The sequence below is a fragment of the Erysipelothrix urinaevulpis genome, from assembly GCF_009828835.1.
Lineage (GTDB): Bacteria > Bacillota_I > Bacilli_A > Erysipelotrichales > Erysipelotrichaceae > Erysipelothrix > Erysipelothrix urinaevulpis.
On record NZ_WTTB01000001.1, the window covers coordinates 139,040 to 158,469 of the forward strand.

The 19,430-nt window shown below is 35.6% G+C and carries 18 protein-coding genes; 15 read left to right on the forward strand and 3 right to left on the reverse strand.

All coding sequences use genetic code 11. The features are described 5' to 3' along the window. Positions 1 to 34 precede the first annotated feature (34 nt). Complete coding sequence (locus GVV10_RS00715) at positions 35 to 916, reverse strand: A/G-specific adenine glycosylase (protein WP_236261838.1); 882 nt, start codon at positions 914 to 916, stop codon at positions 35 to 37. Positions 917 to 1,273: 357 nt separating this feature from the next. On the opposite strand from GVV10_RS00715, the gene GVV10_RS00720 reads away from it, so the two are divergent. Continuing rightward, a complete protein-coding gene (locus GVV10_RS00720) occupies positions 1,274 to 2,518 on the forward strand; it encodes a hypothetical protein (protein WP_159518538.1) in 1,245 nt (414 codons plus the stop codon). Between the two features lie 69 nt (positions 2,519 to 2,587). Here the strand turns inward: GVV10_RS00720 and GVV10_RS00725 are convergent, their stop codons facing one another. Together GVV10_RS00725 and GVV10_RS00730 are read right to left on the reverse strand one after the other, a co-directional pair. Further along, a complete protein-coding gene (locus tag GVV10_RS00725) occupies positions 2,588 to 3,742 on the reverse strand; it encodes an AI-2E family transporter (protein ID WP_159518540.1) in 1,155 nt (384 codons plus the stop codon). A gap of 90 nt (positions 3,743 to 3,832) precedes the next feature. Continuing rightward, complete coding sequence (locus tag GVV10_RS00730) at positions 3,833 to 5,065, reverse strand: hydroxymethylglutaryl-CoA reductase, degradative (protein ID WP_159518542.1); 1,233 nt, start codon at positions 5,063 to 5,065, stop codon at positions 3,833 to 3,835. A 102-nt stretch (positions 5,066 to 5,167) separates the two neighbouring features. Here GVV10_RS00730 and GVV10_RS00735 point away from each other — a divergent pair, with 102 nt between their 5' ends. From GVV10_RS00735 to GVV10_RS00800, 14 genes are all read left to right on the forward strand, one after another. Beyond that, entirely contained in the window at positions 5,168 to 6,109 is a 942-nt protein-coding gene (locus GVV10_RS00735) for an L-lactate dehydrogenase (protein ID WP_159518544.1), read from the forward strand. Positions 6,110 to 6,223: 114 nt separating this feature from the next. Then, positions 6,224 to 6,559 (forward strand): PadR family transcriptional regulator, encoded by a 336-nt coding sequence (locus tag GVV10_RS00740; protein ID WP_159518546.1) that lies wholly within the window; start codon positions 6,224 to 6,226, stop codon positions 6,557 to 6,559. Beyond that, positions 6,552 to 6,893, forward strand: coding sequence for a hypothetical protein (locus GVV10_RS00745; RefSeq protein ID WP_159518549.1), 342 nt, complete (start codon positions 6,552 to 6,554; stop codon positions 6,891 to 6,893). Before GVV10_RS00740 ends, GVV10_RS00745 begins: the two co-directional genes overlap by 8 nt. A 1-nt stretch (position 6,894) precedes the next feature. Then, positions 6,895 to 7,386 carry a hypothetical protein gene (locus GVV10_RS00750; RefSeq protein ID WP_159518550.1) on the forward strand — a complete coding sequence of 164 codons (492 nt, stop codon included), beginning with the start codon at positions 6,895 to 6,897 and terminating at the stop codon, positions 7,384 to 7,386. 856 nt (positions 7,387 to 8,242) lie between these two features. Continuing rightward, on the forward strand, positions 8,243 to 9,034 hold the full coding sequence (gene map, locus GVV10_RS00755) for a type I methionyl aminopeptidase (protein WP_159518552.1): 792 nt from the start codon (positions 8,243 to 8,245) through the stop codon (positions 9,032 to 9,034). A 109-nt stretch (positions 9,035 to 9,143) separates the two neighbouring features. Further along, entirely contained in the window at positions 9,144 to 10,952 is a 1,809-nt protein-coding gene (gene typA / locus GVV10_RS00760; protein WP_159518554.1) for a translational GTPase TypA, read from the forward strand. Positions 10,953 to 10,954: 2 nt separating this feature from the next. Beyond that, a complete protein-coding gene (gene tgt / locus GVV10_RS00765; RefSeq protein ID WP_159518556.1) occupies positions 10,955 to 12,097 on the forward strand; it encodes a tRNA guanosine(34) transglycosylase Tgt in 1,143 nt (380 codons plus the stop codon). Between the two features lie 42 nt (positions 12,098 to 12,139). Beyond that, positions 12,140 to 13,171, forward strand: coding sequence for a tRNA preQ1(34) S-adenosylmethionine ribosyltransferase-isomerase QueA (queA, locus tag GVV10_RS00770; protein WP_159518558.1), 1,032 nt, complete (start codon positions 12,140 to 12,142; stop codon positions 13,169 to 13,171). 24 nt (positions 13,172 to 13,195) lie between these two features. Further along, the gene (locus GVV10_RS00775) at positions 13,196 to 13,675 is read left to right on the forward strand and encodes a hypothetical protein (protein WP_159518560.1); all 480 of its coding nucleotides are present in this window, start codon (positions 13,196 to 13,198) and stop codon (positions 13,673 to 13,675) included. A gap of 4 nt (positions 13,676 to 13,679) precedes the next feature. Then, positions 13,680 to 14,018, forward strand: a complete 339-nt coding sequence (locus GVV10_RS00780; RefSeq protein ID WP_159518562.1) for a hypothetical protein — start codon at positions 13,680 to 13,682, stop codon at positions 14,016 to 14,018. Positions 14,019 to 14,073: 55 nt separating this feature from the next. Beyond that, positions 14,074 to 14,796, forward strand: coding sequence for a TrmH family RNA methyltransferase (locus GVV10_RS00785; RefSeq protein WP_159518564.1), 723 nt, complete (start codon positions 14,074 to 14,076; stop codon positions 14,794 to 14,796). After that, positions 14,786 to 16,468 (forward strand): NAD(+) synthase, encoded by a 1,683-nt coding sequence (gene nadE / locus GVV10_RS00790; protein WP_159518566.1) that lies wholly within the window; start codon positions 14,786 to 14,788, stop codon positions 16,466 to 16,468. Before GVV10_RS00785 ends, nadE begins: the two co-directional genes overlap by 11 nt. Positions 16,469 to 16,474: 6 nt before the next feature. Beyond that, complete coding sequence (locus GVV10_RS00795; RefSeq protein ID WP_159518569.1) at positions 16,475 to 18,238, forward strand: glycerophosphodiester phosphodiesterase family protein; 1,764 nt, start codon at positions 16,475 to 16,477, stop codon at positions 18,236 to 18,238. Positions 18,239 to 18,375: 137 nt separating this feature from the next. Beyond that, entirely contained in the window at positions 18,376 to 19,395 is a 1,020-nt protein-coding gene (locus GVV10_RS00800; protein ID WP_159518571.1) for a PhnD/SsuA/transferrin family substrate-binding protein, read from the forward strand. The last annotated feature ends 35 nt before the right edge of the window (positions 19,396 to 19,430 follow it).

A 19,430-nucleotide genomic window follows, 5' to 3' on the forward strand; every position in this document is an offset into this window, starting at 1 on the left:
AAAGGCAGGACAATCACTTAGATTGTTCTGCCTTTTATAATAGGTCTAATTTTTGTAAGATTTTTCGATGTGCTGTTATAATCGTCAATTTACTTAAGTCTTTGATTGGGACCCAGTAGGTTTCAAATTCAAAGTTTATAGGTAAGTTTTGATTGTATACATTAATATCCCAGGCAAGATGACTGAAGACATGTCGTAGTTTTGTGATGGGTTGATTATCAGTGTGCCCATCAATCTGTGGTAATCGAACAAGACCTTCCATAAGTCCATCCGAATCGTCTTTAGACATTAAAATGGAATCATGGTTCTTGATGATGAGCACGGATTTATCAAAGCTTGGTACCGGCTTCTTTTTTGGAACAAAGGGAACTTGAGTTGTGACTTCTCCACGATAACAGGCACACATTTCTTTAAATGGGCATCCTTCACAGGTTGTATTACTAGGTGTACAAACTAAAGCACCTAATTCCATCAACGCTTGTGAAAACTCGTTAGGGTTAGCGCCTGAAGCCTTGAGGCGTTCTTTTAAGAACGTTTCGAATACTTTATGGGCTTTTCGTGCATTAACATTCTCAGTATAATTTAAGTATCGAGCCATAACCCGCTTCACATTACCATCAATTGGAACTTCAGGTAATTCGAATGCTATTGAGGCAATTGCGCTCGAAGTATAATCACCAATGCCAGGTATTTCCATGAGTTTCTTTTTATTTGCAGGTAATTTCCCATCGAAGTTTTCCATGACGAAAATTGCACCTTTATGAAGGTTACGAGCACGTCGATAATAGCCCAAACCTTCCCACATTTTTAAAACATCATCGATGTTCGCACCTGCTAAATCTCCAATTGTTGGGTAAACTTCCATCCAACGGTTAAAATAAGGTGTCATGGTTGCAATTTGTGTTTGTTGTGCCATTACTTCACTCACCCATATACTATAAGGGTCTTGGTTTTCTCTAAACGGGAGATCACGTTTATTTTCGTGATACCACTCTAATAATCTTCTTGTAAATTCCATGGTTATACTATATCAAATATTAAGACAAAGTATACATTTGTGCATATAAAAAGGAAAGCCGATGCTTTCCTTTTATGAGAGATAGTGCGCATCCAATGGCGTATTTTAATCCGTGGTTAAGAAGGAAATCATAAAATACGAACTCATTTGATGTGCAGTAACAACCTACTTAATTGTACAAGTTGTTAGCTATATAATACCGTTTTATAACATATATTGCAAGAATAATGTATAATCTTAACGTGAGGTAATGATATGTTTAAAAATCATTTAAAAAATGAAAAAATATATTTGGGGGGACAATTTGCATTAGGTGTCATTTATATTGTTTTAGGATTCTTGTTTATCTATGAAGAAAAATTACTACCAACTGTTTTAACGACTGCTATTAAAGTTACATTCTTTTTAACATTTCTTGTCTTTATGGTTAGAACATGGAAGAAAAAAGATCGTGTCGATTTTTTGATTAGTTTAGGAGCTTTTGTTCTCTTTTCTGTTTCGTTAAAAGATGATTATTTTCTCATGCGATTTATTGCAAGGTTCTTTGGTGTTTGGGCATTGTTTAATGCAGCAGTTCATGGTTTAGAAATATTTATTCGTTTCAAAACAAAGCAAAATAAAAAAATTGTTCATTTGTTGAAACTAATATTGAATATTCTTATGGCTTCAATATTATTGAGTAAAGGCTTAAATCGTTTTCTACTGGTGAATTTACAAATTGCTATTTATACAATCTATTTTGGTTTGGTTCAAATACTGTCTTCCATACGTGTCGCTTTTCTAAAGGATGCTAGTATCCGCTTATCTGCGCCTGTATTCTTAGCGGCAATGATTCCGAATTTTTTGGTTAAACGTGCAAGGAAAGAAGTTTTAGAACATCCAGAAAATTTTGAAGATACCATAATACCAACACGTGGGTCCTATATCTCAATTTATGTCTATGCAAAAGATGAAGGCTATAACCGTATGGGGCATTTAGATTTTGGTTATGAAGGTAAAATATATTCTTATGGTGCACATGATCAATACAATCGAGCAAAAACAATGGCCTATGGCGATGGTGTTCTCATTGTCATTAAAGAAGAAGATTATGCTCAATTTTCGGTCGATCATGGTGGAACGGTAGTTCGTTTCCTTTGTGAATTGGATGATGATCAAAATGAAGCGATGAAAAGTACGATTCAAAGGATGTTGGATCGCTCACATGTTTTTGATTATCCTGTAGAAAAGGATGAAAATAAAGAGTTTCATTTAACGCATCTCTTGGATTATAGTGAAGATGTTGAATTTAGAAAGTTTAATGATGAACCGTTTAAAACGTATAATGTTTTCACAACCAATTGTGTTCTATTGGTTGAAGAAACAATTCAAAGGACAGGGATGAAACTATTTCAGATGAGTGGAGTTATCACCCCAGGTGCTTACTATGAGTATTTAAACAGTTTGATGAATACACCCGGTTCGATTGTGGTAAAAAAAGATATATATTTTAAAAAATAAAAAAGTCGATGCAACATCAAATTTATGTTACCTCGACTTTTTTGTAGTACTATCCATAGTTAGTTTGAATTAGCGATAATCATCTGTGGCGGTGGGGAGTTGCTTTTTCGCAAGTCTGTCTTCTAGGATTTCTTTAACAATTGTGTAAATGAAGACAAATAAAGGAACGCCTATGACCATCCCCAGAAAACCAAAGAGTTTTCCACCAATTAGTATTGAAAACAAAATCCAAAATGCAGAGATACCTAGAGAATCTCCTAATATTTTAGGTCCGATGAAATTTCCATCAATTTGTTGAATAACAAAGATGAGAATCAAAAAGATAAATGCTTTATGTCCTGAGACAAATAAAATGATAAAAAATGCGGGAATTGCACCAATGAAGGGTCCAAAGAAAGGAATGATATTGGTGACACCAATAATAAAGGCGACTAAAAGTGCATAAGGCATTTTAAATATCAATAAGACAACAAAGGTTAAAACACCAATAATTGCAGAGTCAAGTATTTTTCCACTGAGGAAGTTACCGAAGATATCATCGGCTAACTGAACAAGCTCAACAGAACGATCAGCAATTTTCAAAGGAAACAGGGCATATGTTGATTTTTTACTCATGGCAAGAAAGCGTTCTTTGTCAGCTAATAAATAAACAGAGATGATAAGGCCAATGACAATGTTCCAAATACTTGAAATTATTCTTAGACCTAAATTCGCAATCATTGGGATAAGGTTAGCTGAGAAGTTCATGAGGTAGGATACAAATTCATTCACTTTTTCTAAAATCATGGTATTGAATTGATCACTTATATCGAGTTTATCCGTTATTTCATTTACAAATGCACTGGCATCTCGAATGTAAGTAGGGATATCGTTGATAATTCCAGTCAGTGAATCTAATAATTGTGGAAGAATAAAACGAAGAAACAGGGCTCCAAGAAGGAATACGGTAACATAAGTTAGAATGAGGCCTATGGTTCGTTTGATAGTGTGGGTTAATTTGTATCGATTGATTAACTTTTCTTCATATAAAACAAGAAAGAAATTAAATAAGTAAGCCATGACAAGACCTGTTGTGACGGGGAGAAACACCCTTAATAATGTTTGAACAAAACTCAAGATTGAAGGGAATTTTACAATGGCAAGATAAAATAAAAGTGTTGTTATTAAGACTAAAAAAGCAGCTAAAGCAGCACTGAGGTGCTTTGGATCGATTTTTGATTTCATAGAATACTCCTTTTGTTAACTACTCTTATGATAGCAAATGTACTGTCTTAAGGGTAGTTTTGTTTCGTGAAGTCTAATAAAAGTTATGATTTATTGCCTTAACTCATCCAGTAAGCTCATAATTGTATTCTTATCGGGATTTTTAAGGTTTCTAACTTTTGGTAAAAGAACATCTAATTCTGAAGTAGTGGCACCACAATCCAAAATAAGTGCACGGGCTTGAAGGGCCATGTGACCTTTTTGAATCCCGTCTGTTGTTAGTGCGTAAAGTGCAGCAAAGTTTTGTGCTAGACCCACAGCAGCTATTATGATCATGAGTTCTTCTTTGGTAGGACGGCCAAGTATTTCATGGGCTAATTGGGCTTTTGGATTGAGCTTAATGGTTCCTCCAACTGTTCCAACGGATACGGGAAGGGTCATCGTGCCGTGCAATTTACCATTAATAGATTGCCATTGGCTTAATCCTTTGTAATATCCAGAACGTGCAGCATAGGCATGGACGCCTGCCTCAATGGCTCGGGTGTCGTTTCCGCTGACCAAGGTTAAGGCATCGATGCCGTTCATGATTCCTTTGTTGTGCGTGCTTGCGCGGTAAGGATCCACCTGAGCAAAGGCGCTTGCTTCCTGGATTTTATCAGCAATTGTCTCTGAGTTTTTTAATGTTGAAGGATCAAGAATGCATTCAACTTCAACAAGGCTTTCATCAGCAAGGTTACTTAAAATTGCCATTGTTGCCTCTTGTTCAAAAAGAGGTTCAAGATGATTTTTTAAGGCTTCCATAATCGTATTAACAATATTGGCACCCATCGCTTCTTGGGTGTCAATACTGGCATAGATTATAAAAAAGCTTCCGTTGTTGTCACTGTGTTTGGTGTCCCAGGTTATTTTTTTAAGACCACCGCCTCTATTTACAATCGATGGTTTTGCATCGTTTGCGATTTTAAATAAAACTTCGAGTTCGTTTTCTAGAATAGATTCAAATGATTCTTTGGGGTTGTAGAAGGCAAGTTGACCAATCATATCTTTGTTGATAACTTTAGCAGTTAAGCCACCATTCATTGCTATGATTTTTGCTGCATTGGCTTGTGCTGCAATGACAGAAGGTTCTTCAGTTGCCATGGGGATGACATAGGATTTATTGTTGATGATTAAACCTGGGGCCACTCCGAAAGGAATTTCATAGGTTGTAATTGCATTTTCAATCATATTGTCATAAGTATCTTGATGAAGGGATGAAAATAAATCGGCATGATTGAATGTATCAATAATTATTTGCCGTCTTTCTTGAATTGAACGTTTGTAGAATTTATTAAAAATTTCCATTTTTATCACCTACATAAAGCATAGCGAATGGATAAATTAAATCAAGTGAAAGATTATGAGATCCATGTTATATTACATGTATAGAATAAGGGAGATGTAAAGATGAAGACAAATAAAATTTCTATTATTGGAGCAGGTTTTGTTGGCTCGACAACTGCATTTGCTTTAATGAATCACAACATAGCATCTGAAATTGTTATTGTTGATATTAATCATGAAAAGGCGGTCGGAGAGGCCATGGATTTAGAACAAGGTCAGGTGTTTGTTTCGCCGGTTAATATTAAAGCGGGGGATTACCCAGACACAGCAGGATCAGATATTGTTATTATCACAGCTGGATTGGCTCAAAAACCAGGCGAGACCCGAATTGACTTAGTGAATCGTAATATTGAGATTTATAAACAATTAGTGCCAAGCATTGTGAAATATAATCCTGATGCCATCTTGCTAGTCGTATCAAATCCAGTGGATATCTTGACGCATGTGACGTATAAATTATCAGGATTCCCAGCAGAGCGTGTGATTGGATCAGGGACTGTTTTAGATACTGCTCGTTTCCAGTCAATGCTTTCCAATAAGTTTGATGTTGATGCTCGCAATATTCATGCTAACATTATCGGAGAACACGGAGACAGTGAAATTGCTACGTGGTCCTTAACAACCATTGCAGGACTAACTATCGATCAGTATTGCCGTAATATGGGCATTGAGTTTAATGCTGAGATGGCCGATAAGATTACAACAGATGTTAAGCATGCAGCTTATGAAATTATCGACCGAAAAGGGTATACAAATTATGCAGTTGCCCTGGCAGTCACAAGGATTGTTCAAGCCATTCTTCGTGATGAAAACTCGATTTTAACGGTCTCAAGTCTACTTCAAGGAGATTATGGCATTGACGATGTCTATATTTCAGTTCCAACAGTAGTTGGACGAAGTGGGATAAAACATACAGTCGAAGTTCCTTACAGTTCCAATGAAATTGAAGCACTGCAAGAATCAGCTAAGATTCTTAAATCAATCATTGATGCCTCAAATCTCTAACCCAAAAGACACAGTCGTGTCTTTTTTTGTTTGCTGTCTTGGACAAGTGTGATTAAATGTATATAATAAAGATTGATAAGCTTATAGAGAAAGCGCACCATAAGGAGTGATAGTATGAGTCGAAATAATTCTTTTTTCACACTTGATCTTCTAGTATTGAGTGTCTTAAAACGAGGAGATAACTATGGATACGGAATCTCATCGATGATTGAAGAAGAAAGTAATGGAAGTTTTAAGATTAAAGAGGGGGTTCTTTATCCAATCCTTTATAAGTTAAATAAGAAGAAGATGATTAGTAGCTATGAAGTTCCAATTAACCGTAGAATAAGGGTTTATTACAAAATTGAAAAAGAGGGTGTTGAGGAGTTAGAACACCTTGTCAATGAATTCTATTCGGGTTATATGGCAATCGATAGTTTAATCAAGAGTGGAAGGGAAGCACATGAATAAGTTTATAAGAGAACTCCAACAAAAAATTGGATACTTAAATAAAGAAGGTAGAGCATATATCAAAGACTTTAAGAATACGATTATCTTAGCTCATGGAAATGATGCGACATACCAAGATTTAGTCGAACAATATGGAACAACTGATGAAATAGCGAACGGTTATTTAGCTGCGGGCGGTTTCAAAGATGTTCCTAAGGGACATAAGTTCAAATTGTATATTCTTACTTTTATTGTCTTTGCATTGTTTGTTGGACTCTATATCGTATTACGAAATCATTTCGAAAGTGAGCGTGCATTTATCGATCGTGAAGTTATTATTGTGGAGGGAGAATAAGATGAAGAAAATTGTTAAAGTGTTATTTGTTTTTGTATTAATGGTATTAGTGTGTGCACCTGTTCTTACTGAGTCAGTGGAAGCATTAGAAGAACCACAGAAAAATGTGACAGTTGAAACGTTAGAAAATGGGGATTGGATTGAAATAATTATAGAAGAAGATCCTATCTATGCAGTGATGAGTCGTGCTGCAGCAAAAACTAAATCTGGAAGTAAAACAGTCAATTATTATAATAAAGAAAACAAAATATTGTGGTCTGTGGTTGTGAAAGGTACATTCTCGTATACAGGGACATTTTCTAAAGCCTTAACATCTGCAACGACGGTAACAAGTTTTGATTCAGCGTGGAAGGTGACCCGCAAAAGTAATCGAGTTTCTGCTAATTCAGCCATTGGAGTTGGTGAAGGAAAACGTTATTTCATGGGATTGCCCGTTCAGACCGTTGAGCGTACTGTTCAATTAGCATGCAGTACAAAGGGAGTTTTATCATAAAAAGGATGAAAATCCTTTTTTTTTTAACAATCTATACTTATATAACATAGGTATCATTGTATTATAACCATTTGTGTGATATATTTTATTCGTGCTACCTTAGGTTTGTAAAAAAAATGATGGGGATACAATAGTAAAGCATAGTAAAGAATTACTAAACAACTATATTAGGCATTTCGGGAAATCTTGCTCCTGAGTGTACAATTAATGTACAAGAAATGCTTTTATGAATCAGTCGTGGGATAACTAGCCCTTGGTTATCAATGACTCTCTTATAAAAAGCTAATCCTATTTCTTGTCGACCTAATCATTCAGAAAAAAGTACCAAAACTTTTATTTATTATGTCTTAGATTCTAGCATACAGCTCGTATAACATCATAAGTTTTAGTCGATGGTAACCATGTTAATAAACCCACACAATATTTTCATGTTGATATAATAAACCGTTAGACTAAGAGCACTGTATTCTTGGTAAACAATGTGCATGATTGAGATGTTATGTCGAAGAATTCGTGATAGAAGGTTGGTAGTTATTACAGATCTTATTGGGGATTCATGTAAATTACAAAAAATGCTTAAGGTATCACACTTTTAATGGGGGATTAAATGATAAGAAGAATCAAAAACAAAATATTGAATCCACTCAATTTTTTTATTGTTCTTATTATTATGGCCTTAATGTTTGCGAATGCATATTATTTAGGGTGGTGAGTGTGTTAATTTTTCATTGATAAGTTTAATAAACTGATGACCACAATTTGTTTGTGGTATTTTTTTTGTTTTGTACTCGTCATGGTTGTGTTGATAAGCGTGACAAAGCATGTGATAATGAGTAGGCAGAAATGAGGAAAAGAAATGATATCAATTAAATCAGAACGTGAAATTAAAGGAATGCATGAATCAGGAAAGTTACTTGCTTCAATTCATGAAGCACTAAGGACGTTTATTAAAGCGGGAAAAACTACGTTTGACATTGATCGTTTTGTTCATAAAATGATTGAAGATAATGGCGGGACCGCTGCTCAAATTGGGTATGAGGGCTATGAATTTGCAACGTGTTGTAGTGTGAATGATGAAATGTGTCATGGCTTCCCTACCAATAAAAAATTGCAGGATGGTGATTTAGTTAAAGTTGATTTTTGTGTGGATTTGAATGGGTTTTTGTCAGATTCTTGCTGGTCTTATAAGGTAGGAAACCAAAAACATGATGTAGTCGATACAATGATGAAAGTGACTCAAGAGGCACTGTATCTTGGATTAGAAAAAGCGGTTGTTGGAAATCGAGTGGGTGATATTGGAGCCGTTATGGATGCCCATATTCGTCCGTATGGTTATCATATGTCTTTAGACTTTTCAGGTCATGGTCTAGGACCAACAATTCATGAAGATCCGATGGTTCCATTTACGGGAATTGAAGGTAAAGGAGCCCGATTGCGTGAAGGGATGGTCATCACCATTGAACCTATCGTGAATGAATTGAGTCGTTACACCAAAATTGAATCGAATGGTTGGACAGCGAAAACAATTGATGGCGGATTAAGTTGTCAATATGAACATACTTTAGCGATTACAAAAGATGGGCCGCTCATCACAACAATTCAAGAAGGAGAAGTCCTTCCATTTGCTAAAAATCCAAGTAAAAACTAATTAATATAGGCTTTATTTGTAAAAAAGTCAAGGCTTTGAAACAAAAAACTATAATTTTGGAATGAATTCATGTATAATAAACCAGTTAATGGAAGAGAGTCGATAAAATATGAAAAAAATTATAAACATCGCAGTTATTGCACACGTTGATGCAGGAAAAAGTACACTGGTTGATGCTTTATTAGCATCACAAGATTTAATTAACGGAAAAGAAGGCGCAACCAGTACTGTCATCGATAGTGATGATCTAGAAAGAGAACGTGGAATTACGATTTACTCGAAAAACTGTAGTATCGAATACAATGATTATAAAATCAATATTGTAGATACTCCAGGACATGCTGACTTCTCTTCTGAAGTCGAACGTATTATTAAAACAGTGGATACTGTTATTTTGCTTGTGGATAGTGCAGAAGGCCCAATGCCTCAGACACGATTTGTCTTAAGAAAATCATTGGAAGAAGGTTTAAAACCAATTCTTCTGATTAATAAGATTGATAAACCTGATAAACGTGTTGAAGAAGTTATTGAACTTGTTTATGAATTGTTTATGGAGCTTGATGCAACAGACGAACAATTAGAATTCCCAATTCTTTATGGAATTGCGAAAGAACGTATGGTTAAAAAATCCATGGAAGAAAGCAGTGATAATTTAATTCCATTGCTGGATACAATCATAGAACATACTGATAGTTACCCAGATTACACAGACGAACCATTGCAACTACAGATTTCATCCCTAGCTTATGATGAATACATTGGTCGTTTAGGAATTGGTCGTATCTATAAAGGGAAAATTTCTAAAGGACAAATGGTTGCGATTGTTGATGGCGAAGGAAATACCGTCAACAAACGTGTCTCAAAATTATTCACCTATGAAGGTCTTAGCCGTGTAGAGAAAGAAGTCGCCTATTCAGGTGATATCGTGATGGTATCAGGGCTTGATGATGTTTCGATTGGTGACACACTGTGTCAAACAGATGCTATTTTACCAATGGAGCCAATTGTCATTGAAGAACCGACGATGTCGATGAATTTTGGTGTTAACTCGTCACCTTTTGCAGGGCAAGATGGTAAATATGTAACATCTCGTAACATCAAGGAACGTTTAGAACGAGAATTAGAAGTTAACGTCGGATTAAAAGTTGAAGCAACTGATTCAGCTGATCAGTTTAAAGTTTCAGGGCGTGGGGAATTACACTTGACGATTTTAATTGAAAATATGCGTCGTGAAGGCTATGAATTAGCAATCAGTAATCCCCAAGTTATTATTCGTGAAATTGATGGACGTAAGTATGAACCGATTGAAGAAGTTCATATCGAAGTTCCTAATGATTATAGTGGATCAGTGGTTTCTGACTTAATGTTACGCCAAGCAGAAATGATTGATATGGTTGAAACTCAAGGTATGACTCACCAAACATGGTCAGCGCCAACTCGTGGACTCATTGGATTTAGAAGTCGTTTTATTAACATGACTCATGGTGAAGGGACCTTGGTGCGTCAATTTAAAGATTATGAACCAATGCGTGGTGCTGTCCCTCAACGAAAACAAGGATCAATGGTTTCGACTGAAAATGGTGTATCCATGACCTACTCAATCTTTAACTTACAAGAACGAGGAGAGTTCTTTATTGGTGCTCAAACTGAAGTTTATGAAGGCATGATTGTTGGGTTATCTGCACGAGATATGGACATGGAAGTCAATCCAACAAAAAATAAAAAAGCAACTGCAGTGCGTAGTTCAGGAAGAGATGAAGCGATGAAATTAACGCCACCCATCCCATTGACGTTAGAATATGCACTTGAGTTTATTCGTAATGATGAACTTGTTGAAGTGACACCACAAAATATACGATTAAGAAAACGATTCTTGAAGAGTCATGATAGAAAACGAGCAAGTCGGAAAGGAGACTAAGTATGACACAACCCCTAAAACAAACAATCTTAAAAACATCGAGTCAATGTAAAGCACGTCGTAGTTCCATAGAAACACCTCATGGAACAGTGCAAACACCTATGTTTATGCCGGTTGGAACTTTAGCGAGTGTTAAATTTTTATCCCCAGAAGATTTAAAAAATATGAACTCACAAGTTATTTTAAGCAATACGTACCATCTTTGGTTAAGACCAGGAGAAAGTGTAGTGAAGCACGCTGGTGGGTTGCATAAGTTTATGAATTATGATGGACCAATTTTAACGGATAGTGGTGGTTTTCAAGTGTTTTCCTTAGGTAAAATTCGTACCATTGAAGAAGAAGGAGTTCATTTTAGAAGTCATTTAAGCGGTGAAAAGCTGTTTTTAACACCAGAAAAATCAATTCAAGTTCAAAATGATTTAGGTGCTGATATTATAATGAGTTTTGATGAGTGTCCACCTTATCCAGCAGATCACGATTACATGAAAAAAAGTGTAGAACGTACCCTTCGTTGGGCTAAAAGAGGACAAGATGCTCATCAACGTCCTCATGATCAAGCTTTGTTTGGTATTGTTCAAGGTGGAGAGTATGAAGATCTTCGTGAACTGTCAGCAAAGACATTAGTTGATATGGATTTTCCAGGATATTCTATTGGTGGAACATCGGTAGGTGAACCAAAAGATGTAATGTACAAGATGATTGATTATTCCGTAAAACATTTGCCTGAAAATAAACCTCGCTATTTAATGGGGGTTGGTGATGTCGCTGGAATATTTGAAGGTGTTATTCGAGGTGTTGATATGTTTGATTGTGTATTGCCCACTCGAATTGCACGTCATGGTACTGCTATGACATCAACAGGTCGTGTGAATATCAAGAATAAAAAATTTGAATATGATTTGAGTCCATTGGACGAAAATTGTGATTGTGAAGCATGTACTCATTATACAAAATCATATTTACGACACTTAATTCGTGCAAATGAAGGGTTTGGAATGCGTCTTTTGTCCATTCACAACCTTAGGTTTTTATTAAAACTCATGGAAGATATTCGAGATGCGATTGATGAGGATCGCTTACTTGAGTTACGTGATGAAGTCTATGCGCGTTATGGCATTGATTCCATAGATCATCCAGGTTGGTAAAAGACGAATTTTTCGTCTTTTTTATTTTGAAGGAGAATAAAGATGGATATTAATATGTTTGATTTTGATTTACCAGAAGAATTAATTGCCCAAACACCCAGCAAAAATAGAAGTGAATCACGGTTATTAGTCATGCATGACGATAAAATACTGGATCAACACTTTTACGACATTGTGGATTATTTTAATTCAGGCGATATTTTAGTTCTTAATAATACACGTGTTTTAGCGGCTCGACTCTTTGGGACCAAAGAAGAAACAGGTGCCCATGTTGAAGTTTTAATTTTGAAAGTTCAAGATGATGTCGCTGAGTGTTTAGTGGGTAATGCGAAAGTAGTGAAAGTTGGGACGGTTGTATCCTTTGGTGATGGTCGTTTAAAAGCAAAATGCTTGGCTGTTAAAGAGGAAGGTATTCGGATGTTTGAGTTTATCTATGAAGGGATCTTTTTGGAAGTTCTTGATGAACTGGGTGAAATGCCGCTTCCTCCATATATTCATGAAAAACTTGAAGACAAAGAACGTTATCAAACGGTATATTCAAAAGTGGATGGTAGTGCTGCAGCACCCACAGCGGGGTTACATTTTACGAATGACCTACTCAAGGCTTTAAAATCTAAGGGTGTTGAGATTGCTGAAATTACATTGCATGTTGGATTGGGGACCTTTAGACCTGTTAAAGTTGATAATGTCTTTGACCATAAAATGCATTCAGAACATTATATGATGTCGCAAGAAACAGCCGATGTCTTGAATAAAGCCAAAGTAGAAAACCGAAGAATTGTCGCTGTTGGGACAACAAGTGTTCGTACCTTGGAAACGATTTATACAGAGTATTGTGAATTTAGGGCCTGTGAGGGGAATAGTGAAATTTTTATTTATCCTGGGTATGAATTCAAAGCAGTGGATGCAATTATTACGAATTTCCATTTGCCTAAATCAACATTAATTATGTTAGTGAGTGCGTTTGCCGGTTATGAAGAAACGATGGATGTGTATAAGCACGCCGTTGAATCGTCGTATCGATTCTTCTCTTTTGGAGATAGCATGTTCATAACCACTAAAAAAAGTGTATAATATAAACTAATACGAGGTGAGTCAATGAAAAACAAAATTAAAAGAACGACAGTCTTAGTGATAGGGATGTACTTGATTGTTGGATTTATCCATTTATTGATGTTTAATTTCAGCCATCCACTCGCTAAATATACCAAAGATTTGCCTGTTATCTTTCAGGTTTTATCAAGTGGAGTCTATGCACTTGTGGTTTATTCAGGGGTAACTTACTTATTGATGATTGGGTTAAATCGAAATCCTCAACTCTTGTTAGGGATTGATAAAGTGTTAACGGGACTTACAATGGCACTTGTCTTGGTCTTTGTGGTCAGTTGGGGTTTCTTTATGTTTCGATCATACCAATCGATTTGGTTATCGTATGCTTTGGTGAATCCGTTGTTTGGTACGATTATGTACAATCGAGTACCAGAAAATTTATGGAGTTTAACGTGGGTGTTTTCAGGTTTTATACCAGCAATGGGTATAATGCTTGGTATTCGATGTGGTAATAAGAAAGGGAATTGAGATTATGAAGCGTTATTGGACAGTGTTGTTTACGATCATAGCAAGTGCTTTGCTACTACAATTGTTGACAAGATTTATGCCTAGAGGGCTCATGTTTATTTTGGATCTTGTGTGGTTTACAATTTTATTGGTCATTGGTCACTCAATGGCTCCAAGTCAAAAGAAAAATAATCGTTGGCTTGGTAAGGTTGTTTTATCACTCTTATTTGTGTTTATAGTTGCTCAGCGTATGGGTTGGTTTGTTTGGCCACAATTAAATCATGTTTTGAATTTAGTTGGTTTGAATGGTGTGTTTCTTGATTTGTTAATTTTATATTGTGGATGGGCCTTTTTTCAAGTTTAAAAGGCTCTTTTTTTTTACTGTAGTGTATAATGAAAAGGTGAAGTGAGGTAAGTGTATGATCGTATCAGGTAAAATTAGTGTGAAAGCTATTATAGAGAATAAAAAAAGAGAAATTAAAAGAGTTATATTACTTAAGGATATGCGTAATAAAGATGTTGCGTATATTTTAAGAATTGCGAATGGTATGAGGATTGATTATTTGAGTCGTGAGGAAATTGATCGTTTGGCAGACAATACGAGTCATGGGGGGTATGCGATTGAGTGTGGGAAGCGTATTTCAGATTCAATTCAGACTTTGGATCATGACAAAAATTTGGCATTGATGTGTGTTGAAGGATTGCGTGACCCGTTTAATTTAGGAGAGGTTTTACGCACGGTTCATAGTTTGGGGTTTGATGGTGTTATTAGTTCTGATTATGATTTTTACGTGCATGAGGCAAAACTAATTAGAGCCAGTGCAGGAGCCAGTGAAAAATTGTGGTGGTTGCAGTCGGAGGATGTTGCGCAGGACTTAAACAAGATTAAACAACTGGATGTTCGTATGATTGCAGCTCATCGTGATGATAAAAGTACTTCGTTACAAAACTATGTCATTCCTAAACGTTCTTGTTTTGTATTAGGGGGAGCATTAAGGGGCTTGTCTCGAGTGGTTAGGGATTCATGTGATGATACGGTTCGAATTGACTATAATGCTAAAACATCGTTGAGTACAGTAGGTGCTTGTACTGTTTTTGCTTATGAGTCGTTCAGGCAAAGAGGAGGCCATCATGAAGATTAAAATAGCACAAATGAGAGTCAAAGCATTAGATGTTAAAGCAAACTATTTGAGCATGATGGAAATAATTCAACAAACTCAAAACGATGTTGAAATTTTAGTTTTTCCTAGGAATGCTTTATTAGGTACAATGCATGGTGATCGAATTGAGAATAAGTATCTCATTCAAGATGTCTTATACTATCAAGAAAAGATACGAGTTGAGAGTACTGACTTTGCGATCGTATGGGGGGGATTAGATTATTTGGATGATGAACTCTATGAGTGTATTCATTTTTGTCGTCATCAAGAAATTAAAAAAATATACAAAAGAAGTCTCAACGATTCTGTTTATCATAGTGAATCTAAGTATTATGATTTACACCGTCCCAATCAAAATTTGGTAATTTTAAAGGGGAGAAAAATTAGCTTTAGTTATTTTGATGATTTCATTCCTGTGCCCAGTGATTTAAACATTGTGATTGATTCATCTTATTGGTATCAAGGCATTGAAGAAAAGCGTTTAGAAAAAGTTGAATCTTATGAGGAAAAAGTTCTCTATGTGAATCACGTTGGGATGCAAAATACGGGAAACAATGTCTTTGTGTATGATGGTGCGAGTTTTTATTTTGATCGTGAAATCGGTCGAGTTCAAATTGCGTCTTGCTTTGAAGAAGAGGCTGTTGTGGTTGATGTTGATGCGATTGAAAGACAGAAGAAGTGTGATGCTCATCATTATAATGCTTTGTTATCTTTAATTCGTTGGTATGATGATGAGATATTTCCTTTTAAACCGATGTGGATTGTTGGTCTTTCAGGTGGTTTGGACAGCGCGGTATCGTTAGGTTTACTAAGTAAAGCTTTAGGGAACAAGCGGGTCTTGGCTGTCACAATGCCAAGTAAGTACAATCAAAGTACCAGTAAAAATAATGCTAAAAAGATGGCGAGTGCGCTCTCTGTGGAACTTTTAGAAGTTCCGATTGAACAGTTGGCTCAGGTTACGTTAGAAAGCCTTGACGTCGCTGGAATTGACGCCTCAGAAGGTTTAGCTTATGAAAACATCCAAGCTAGACTTCGTGGTCATATTCTTATGTCGATATCAAGTGTAAGAAATGGTGTCATCATGAATAATGGGAATAAACTAGAATCAGCGTTTGGCTATGCAACGATGTATGGCGATGCCATTGGTGCGTTATCAATTCTGGGAGATTTGACTAAATTAGAAGTCTCAGCAATTGCAGAAGCAATAAACAATGACTATAAACAAGAAATAATTCCATACAACTTAATCGCAAAAATTTCGAAAGAAAAAATCGAATGGGACTTTGCACCCAGTGCTGAATTAAGAGATGATCAAACAGACCCAATGAAATGGGGATACCACGACCATCTCCTGAGTTTCATATTAAAAAACGATGTTGAAAAACTCCTTGAAATGTATGATAATGGCACTATTTATGATACAGATTTTGGAGATTACTTAAAGGTTTACGGGCTTGATGATCCGCAATTATTTATTGAGGATCTTGATTGGGTTATTCGTCAATTATACGGGTCGATTTACAAAAGAATACAAATGCCACCCATTGCAGTTATGTCAGAAACAGCATTTGGAACTGGAAAATTAAAAGCTCAATATGCTCATATACCCACAAAAACATATGAAGCATATCGCACAAAAATATTGGAGAAATAAGAAACTATGAAAATATTTAATAATTCGAAATTTAGAAAGGTCTTAGCATTTTCTATGACCTATCGTTTTGTCATGCAATGGTTAATTAGTCCCATTCTTTTATTTGGAATGCGTCGAATGCTACGATTTTACAATGTTCAATTTTTAAGTACAGAAGCGCTGTTAGATCTCATGAGTAAGCCAGGGGTTTGGTTATTTATGATTATCTCATTGGTGATTATTTCGTATCTATTACTGATCGAGCTGGCCGCATTAACGTTATTAGGGGAATATGACGAACTCACGGATAGTGTTTTTATGACCAGTCACCATCGCGTCATGCGATTATTGAAATCAAGCAATATTCTTTTTGTTCCTTTAATTTTAATCGTTTTACTAGGTTTTCATTGGGGTATGAATTCAATGGTAAGTGAGAGTCTTTTCATTCCAGAATTCATCATGGATACCATCATGAAGACACCAAAATTCTTAAATATTTACTTACTTGTCCTTGCGGTTTCATTTGTATTAGCATTTCATTGGGTCTTTTTATTCCATGGTTTATTTCTTGGGAAATTAAGTATTAAGGAATCACTTCAAGAAAGCTATTACCATGTAAAAAAACACCGATTAAATTTCTTTATGGACTCCTTAATCATGAACCTCAAACTTGGGATATTTTCATTTGTGATTTATGGTGTTCTCTTAGCACTAACTATTTTTGGTGCTTATGTAATTCCACCTTCGTTTGAATTGAGTGCCTTGTCAATCTCGATTGTATTTATGTTTAACAAATTCTACTTATTAATTTTAATAACGGTCGGAACAAGTGTTAACGTCATGTTTTTGAATAAAAAATACAATGAGTATGGTGGTGAAGTTGCGCACATGGCAATTTTCCATGAACCCTACAAAGCTAAGAAACACAAACTACAATTTGCGATTTTTATGCTGTTGGCTTTCACAATAGTGCTCCAATCCATCAGTGCTTATCATCAAACGATTCTTTACAGTTCTTCTGATTATCTTGCACACCAAATTCAAGTGACTTCACATCGCGGCAATTCATCAGTTGCGCCAGAAAATACTGTATCAGCCATTAAAGCAGCGAAAAAAGAAAAAGCAGATTATGCTGAAATTGATGTACAACTAACAAAAGACAAGGAAGTTGTGGTCATTCATGACTTTACATTAAAAAGATTAGCCCACGATTCACGCTCAGTGAAAGATGTTACTTTAAAAGAAATAAAGGAATTAGAAGTTGGTTCATGGTTTTCTCCAGAATTTAAGGGTGAAAAGATTCCGACCTTAAAAGAAGTGATTGAAGAGTCAGGGATTGATTTACATTTAAACATTGAATTAAAACCAAGCGGAAACGCAGATGAACTTGCTAAAGCAGTTGTCGAAATTCTAGATGAAATGAAGTATAACGAGTTTGCAGTGATCTCATCCCTTGATCGACAAGCCCTTCATGCGGTAAAAAAATATAATTCAAATTTACAAGTTGGATTTATTGTTCCAGTTGCACTTGGAAAATTTGAGAATGATGATAGTTTAGATTTTTATAGCTTGGAAATGTCATTTATGTCTAAAAATTTAGTGCAACGAATAAAAGATCAAGGTAAAGAAATTCATGTGTGGCTTGTGAATAGTGAAGAGGATATGGAAAAAATGCAGGTGTGGCAAGTGGATAATATCATTACTGATAATCCCATGCTTGCGAAAAAAGTTCTATCAACCAGTGTGATAGAAAAAGGTATTTTAGAGTTATTGACGCTATTGGAAATTTAGTGAGAATAACGAACAATATTGCTTTATTAATGATAAACATTACGAGTTTGTTAAAATTGTGTAAATATGTTTTGAAACAGTTGAAATCTATGTGAAAATATGAAATTATATGTGTGTCCAAAAAACAGGAGGAGACAATGAAAAAATATTTCATAGCATTAGTAGTAATGTTGTTGTTTTTAGCAGGATGTAGTGCAAAAGGAAATGAAACTTCATCAAAAGAATTTGATGAGATTACAGTATTCTTTGTGCCAAGTAGAGATCCAAAAGAGGTAGAAACAAAAACTGAACCATTAAAACAATTGATTATAGACGAAATGAAAAAAGAAGGCTATACAATTGGGGCAGTTAATATTGAAGTATCACCTACATATGAATCAGCAGGTGAAGCATTGGATGCAGGGAAAGCTCATATTGGATTTATTCCAGCAAGCACCTATGCATTATACTCAGCAGACAAAAATGTTGATGTTATCTTAGCAGCAGCGAGAGATGGACTTAACAAAGACTCAGTCGAAGCAAAAGATTGGAATGATGGAGAACCAACATTACCAGTTGAAGAACAAGTAACGTATTATCGTTCATTAATTTATGCAGGAACATCACCAAAAGGCCGTGAACTTGCAGAAATTGTTAACAGTGGTAAAGAATTAACTTGGGAAAACTTGAATGGAGCAACATGGTGTCATTCAAATACAACATCATCAGCAGGATATGTTCAACCATCCGTTTGGTTGGCAGAACGCTTTGATGGAAAAATGATTGAAAATCTAGATAATAAAATTGAAGTAACAGGATACCCAGATACAGCAGCTCGTTTAGCAACAGGGCAATGTGATGTGGGAGTAGGATATGCTGATATTCGTCGTGATTACGAAAAAAACTGGACAGATGAGTGGAGTAAAGAAAACATCTGGAAAGAAACAGATATCATTGGTGTTACCGATAAGATCATGAATGATACAATTTCAGTATCAAATAAATTAGTTGATGCAGACATGAAAGTTGCTTTACAAAAAGCATTCAAAGAAATTGCAAAAACAGAATCAGGTAAGGAAGCAATCTCAATCTATAACCACACTGGTTATCAAGAAGTTACAGATGCTGATTACGATCCATCACGAAAAGTGTTAGAAGCCTTAAAAGATCGTCAATAAAATTAATGAGACAAGGCGAGTCAATGGACTCGCCT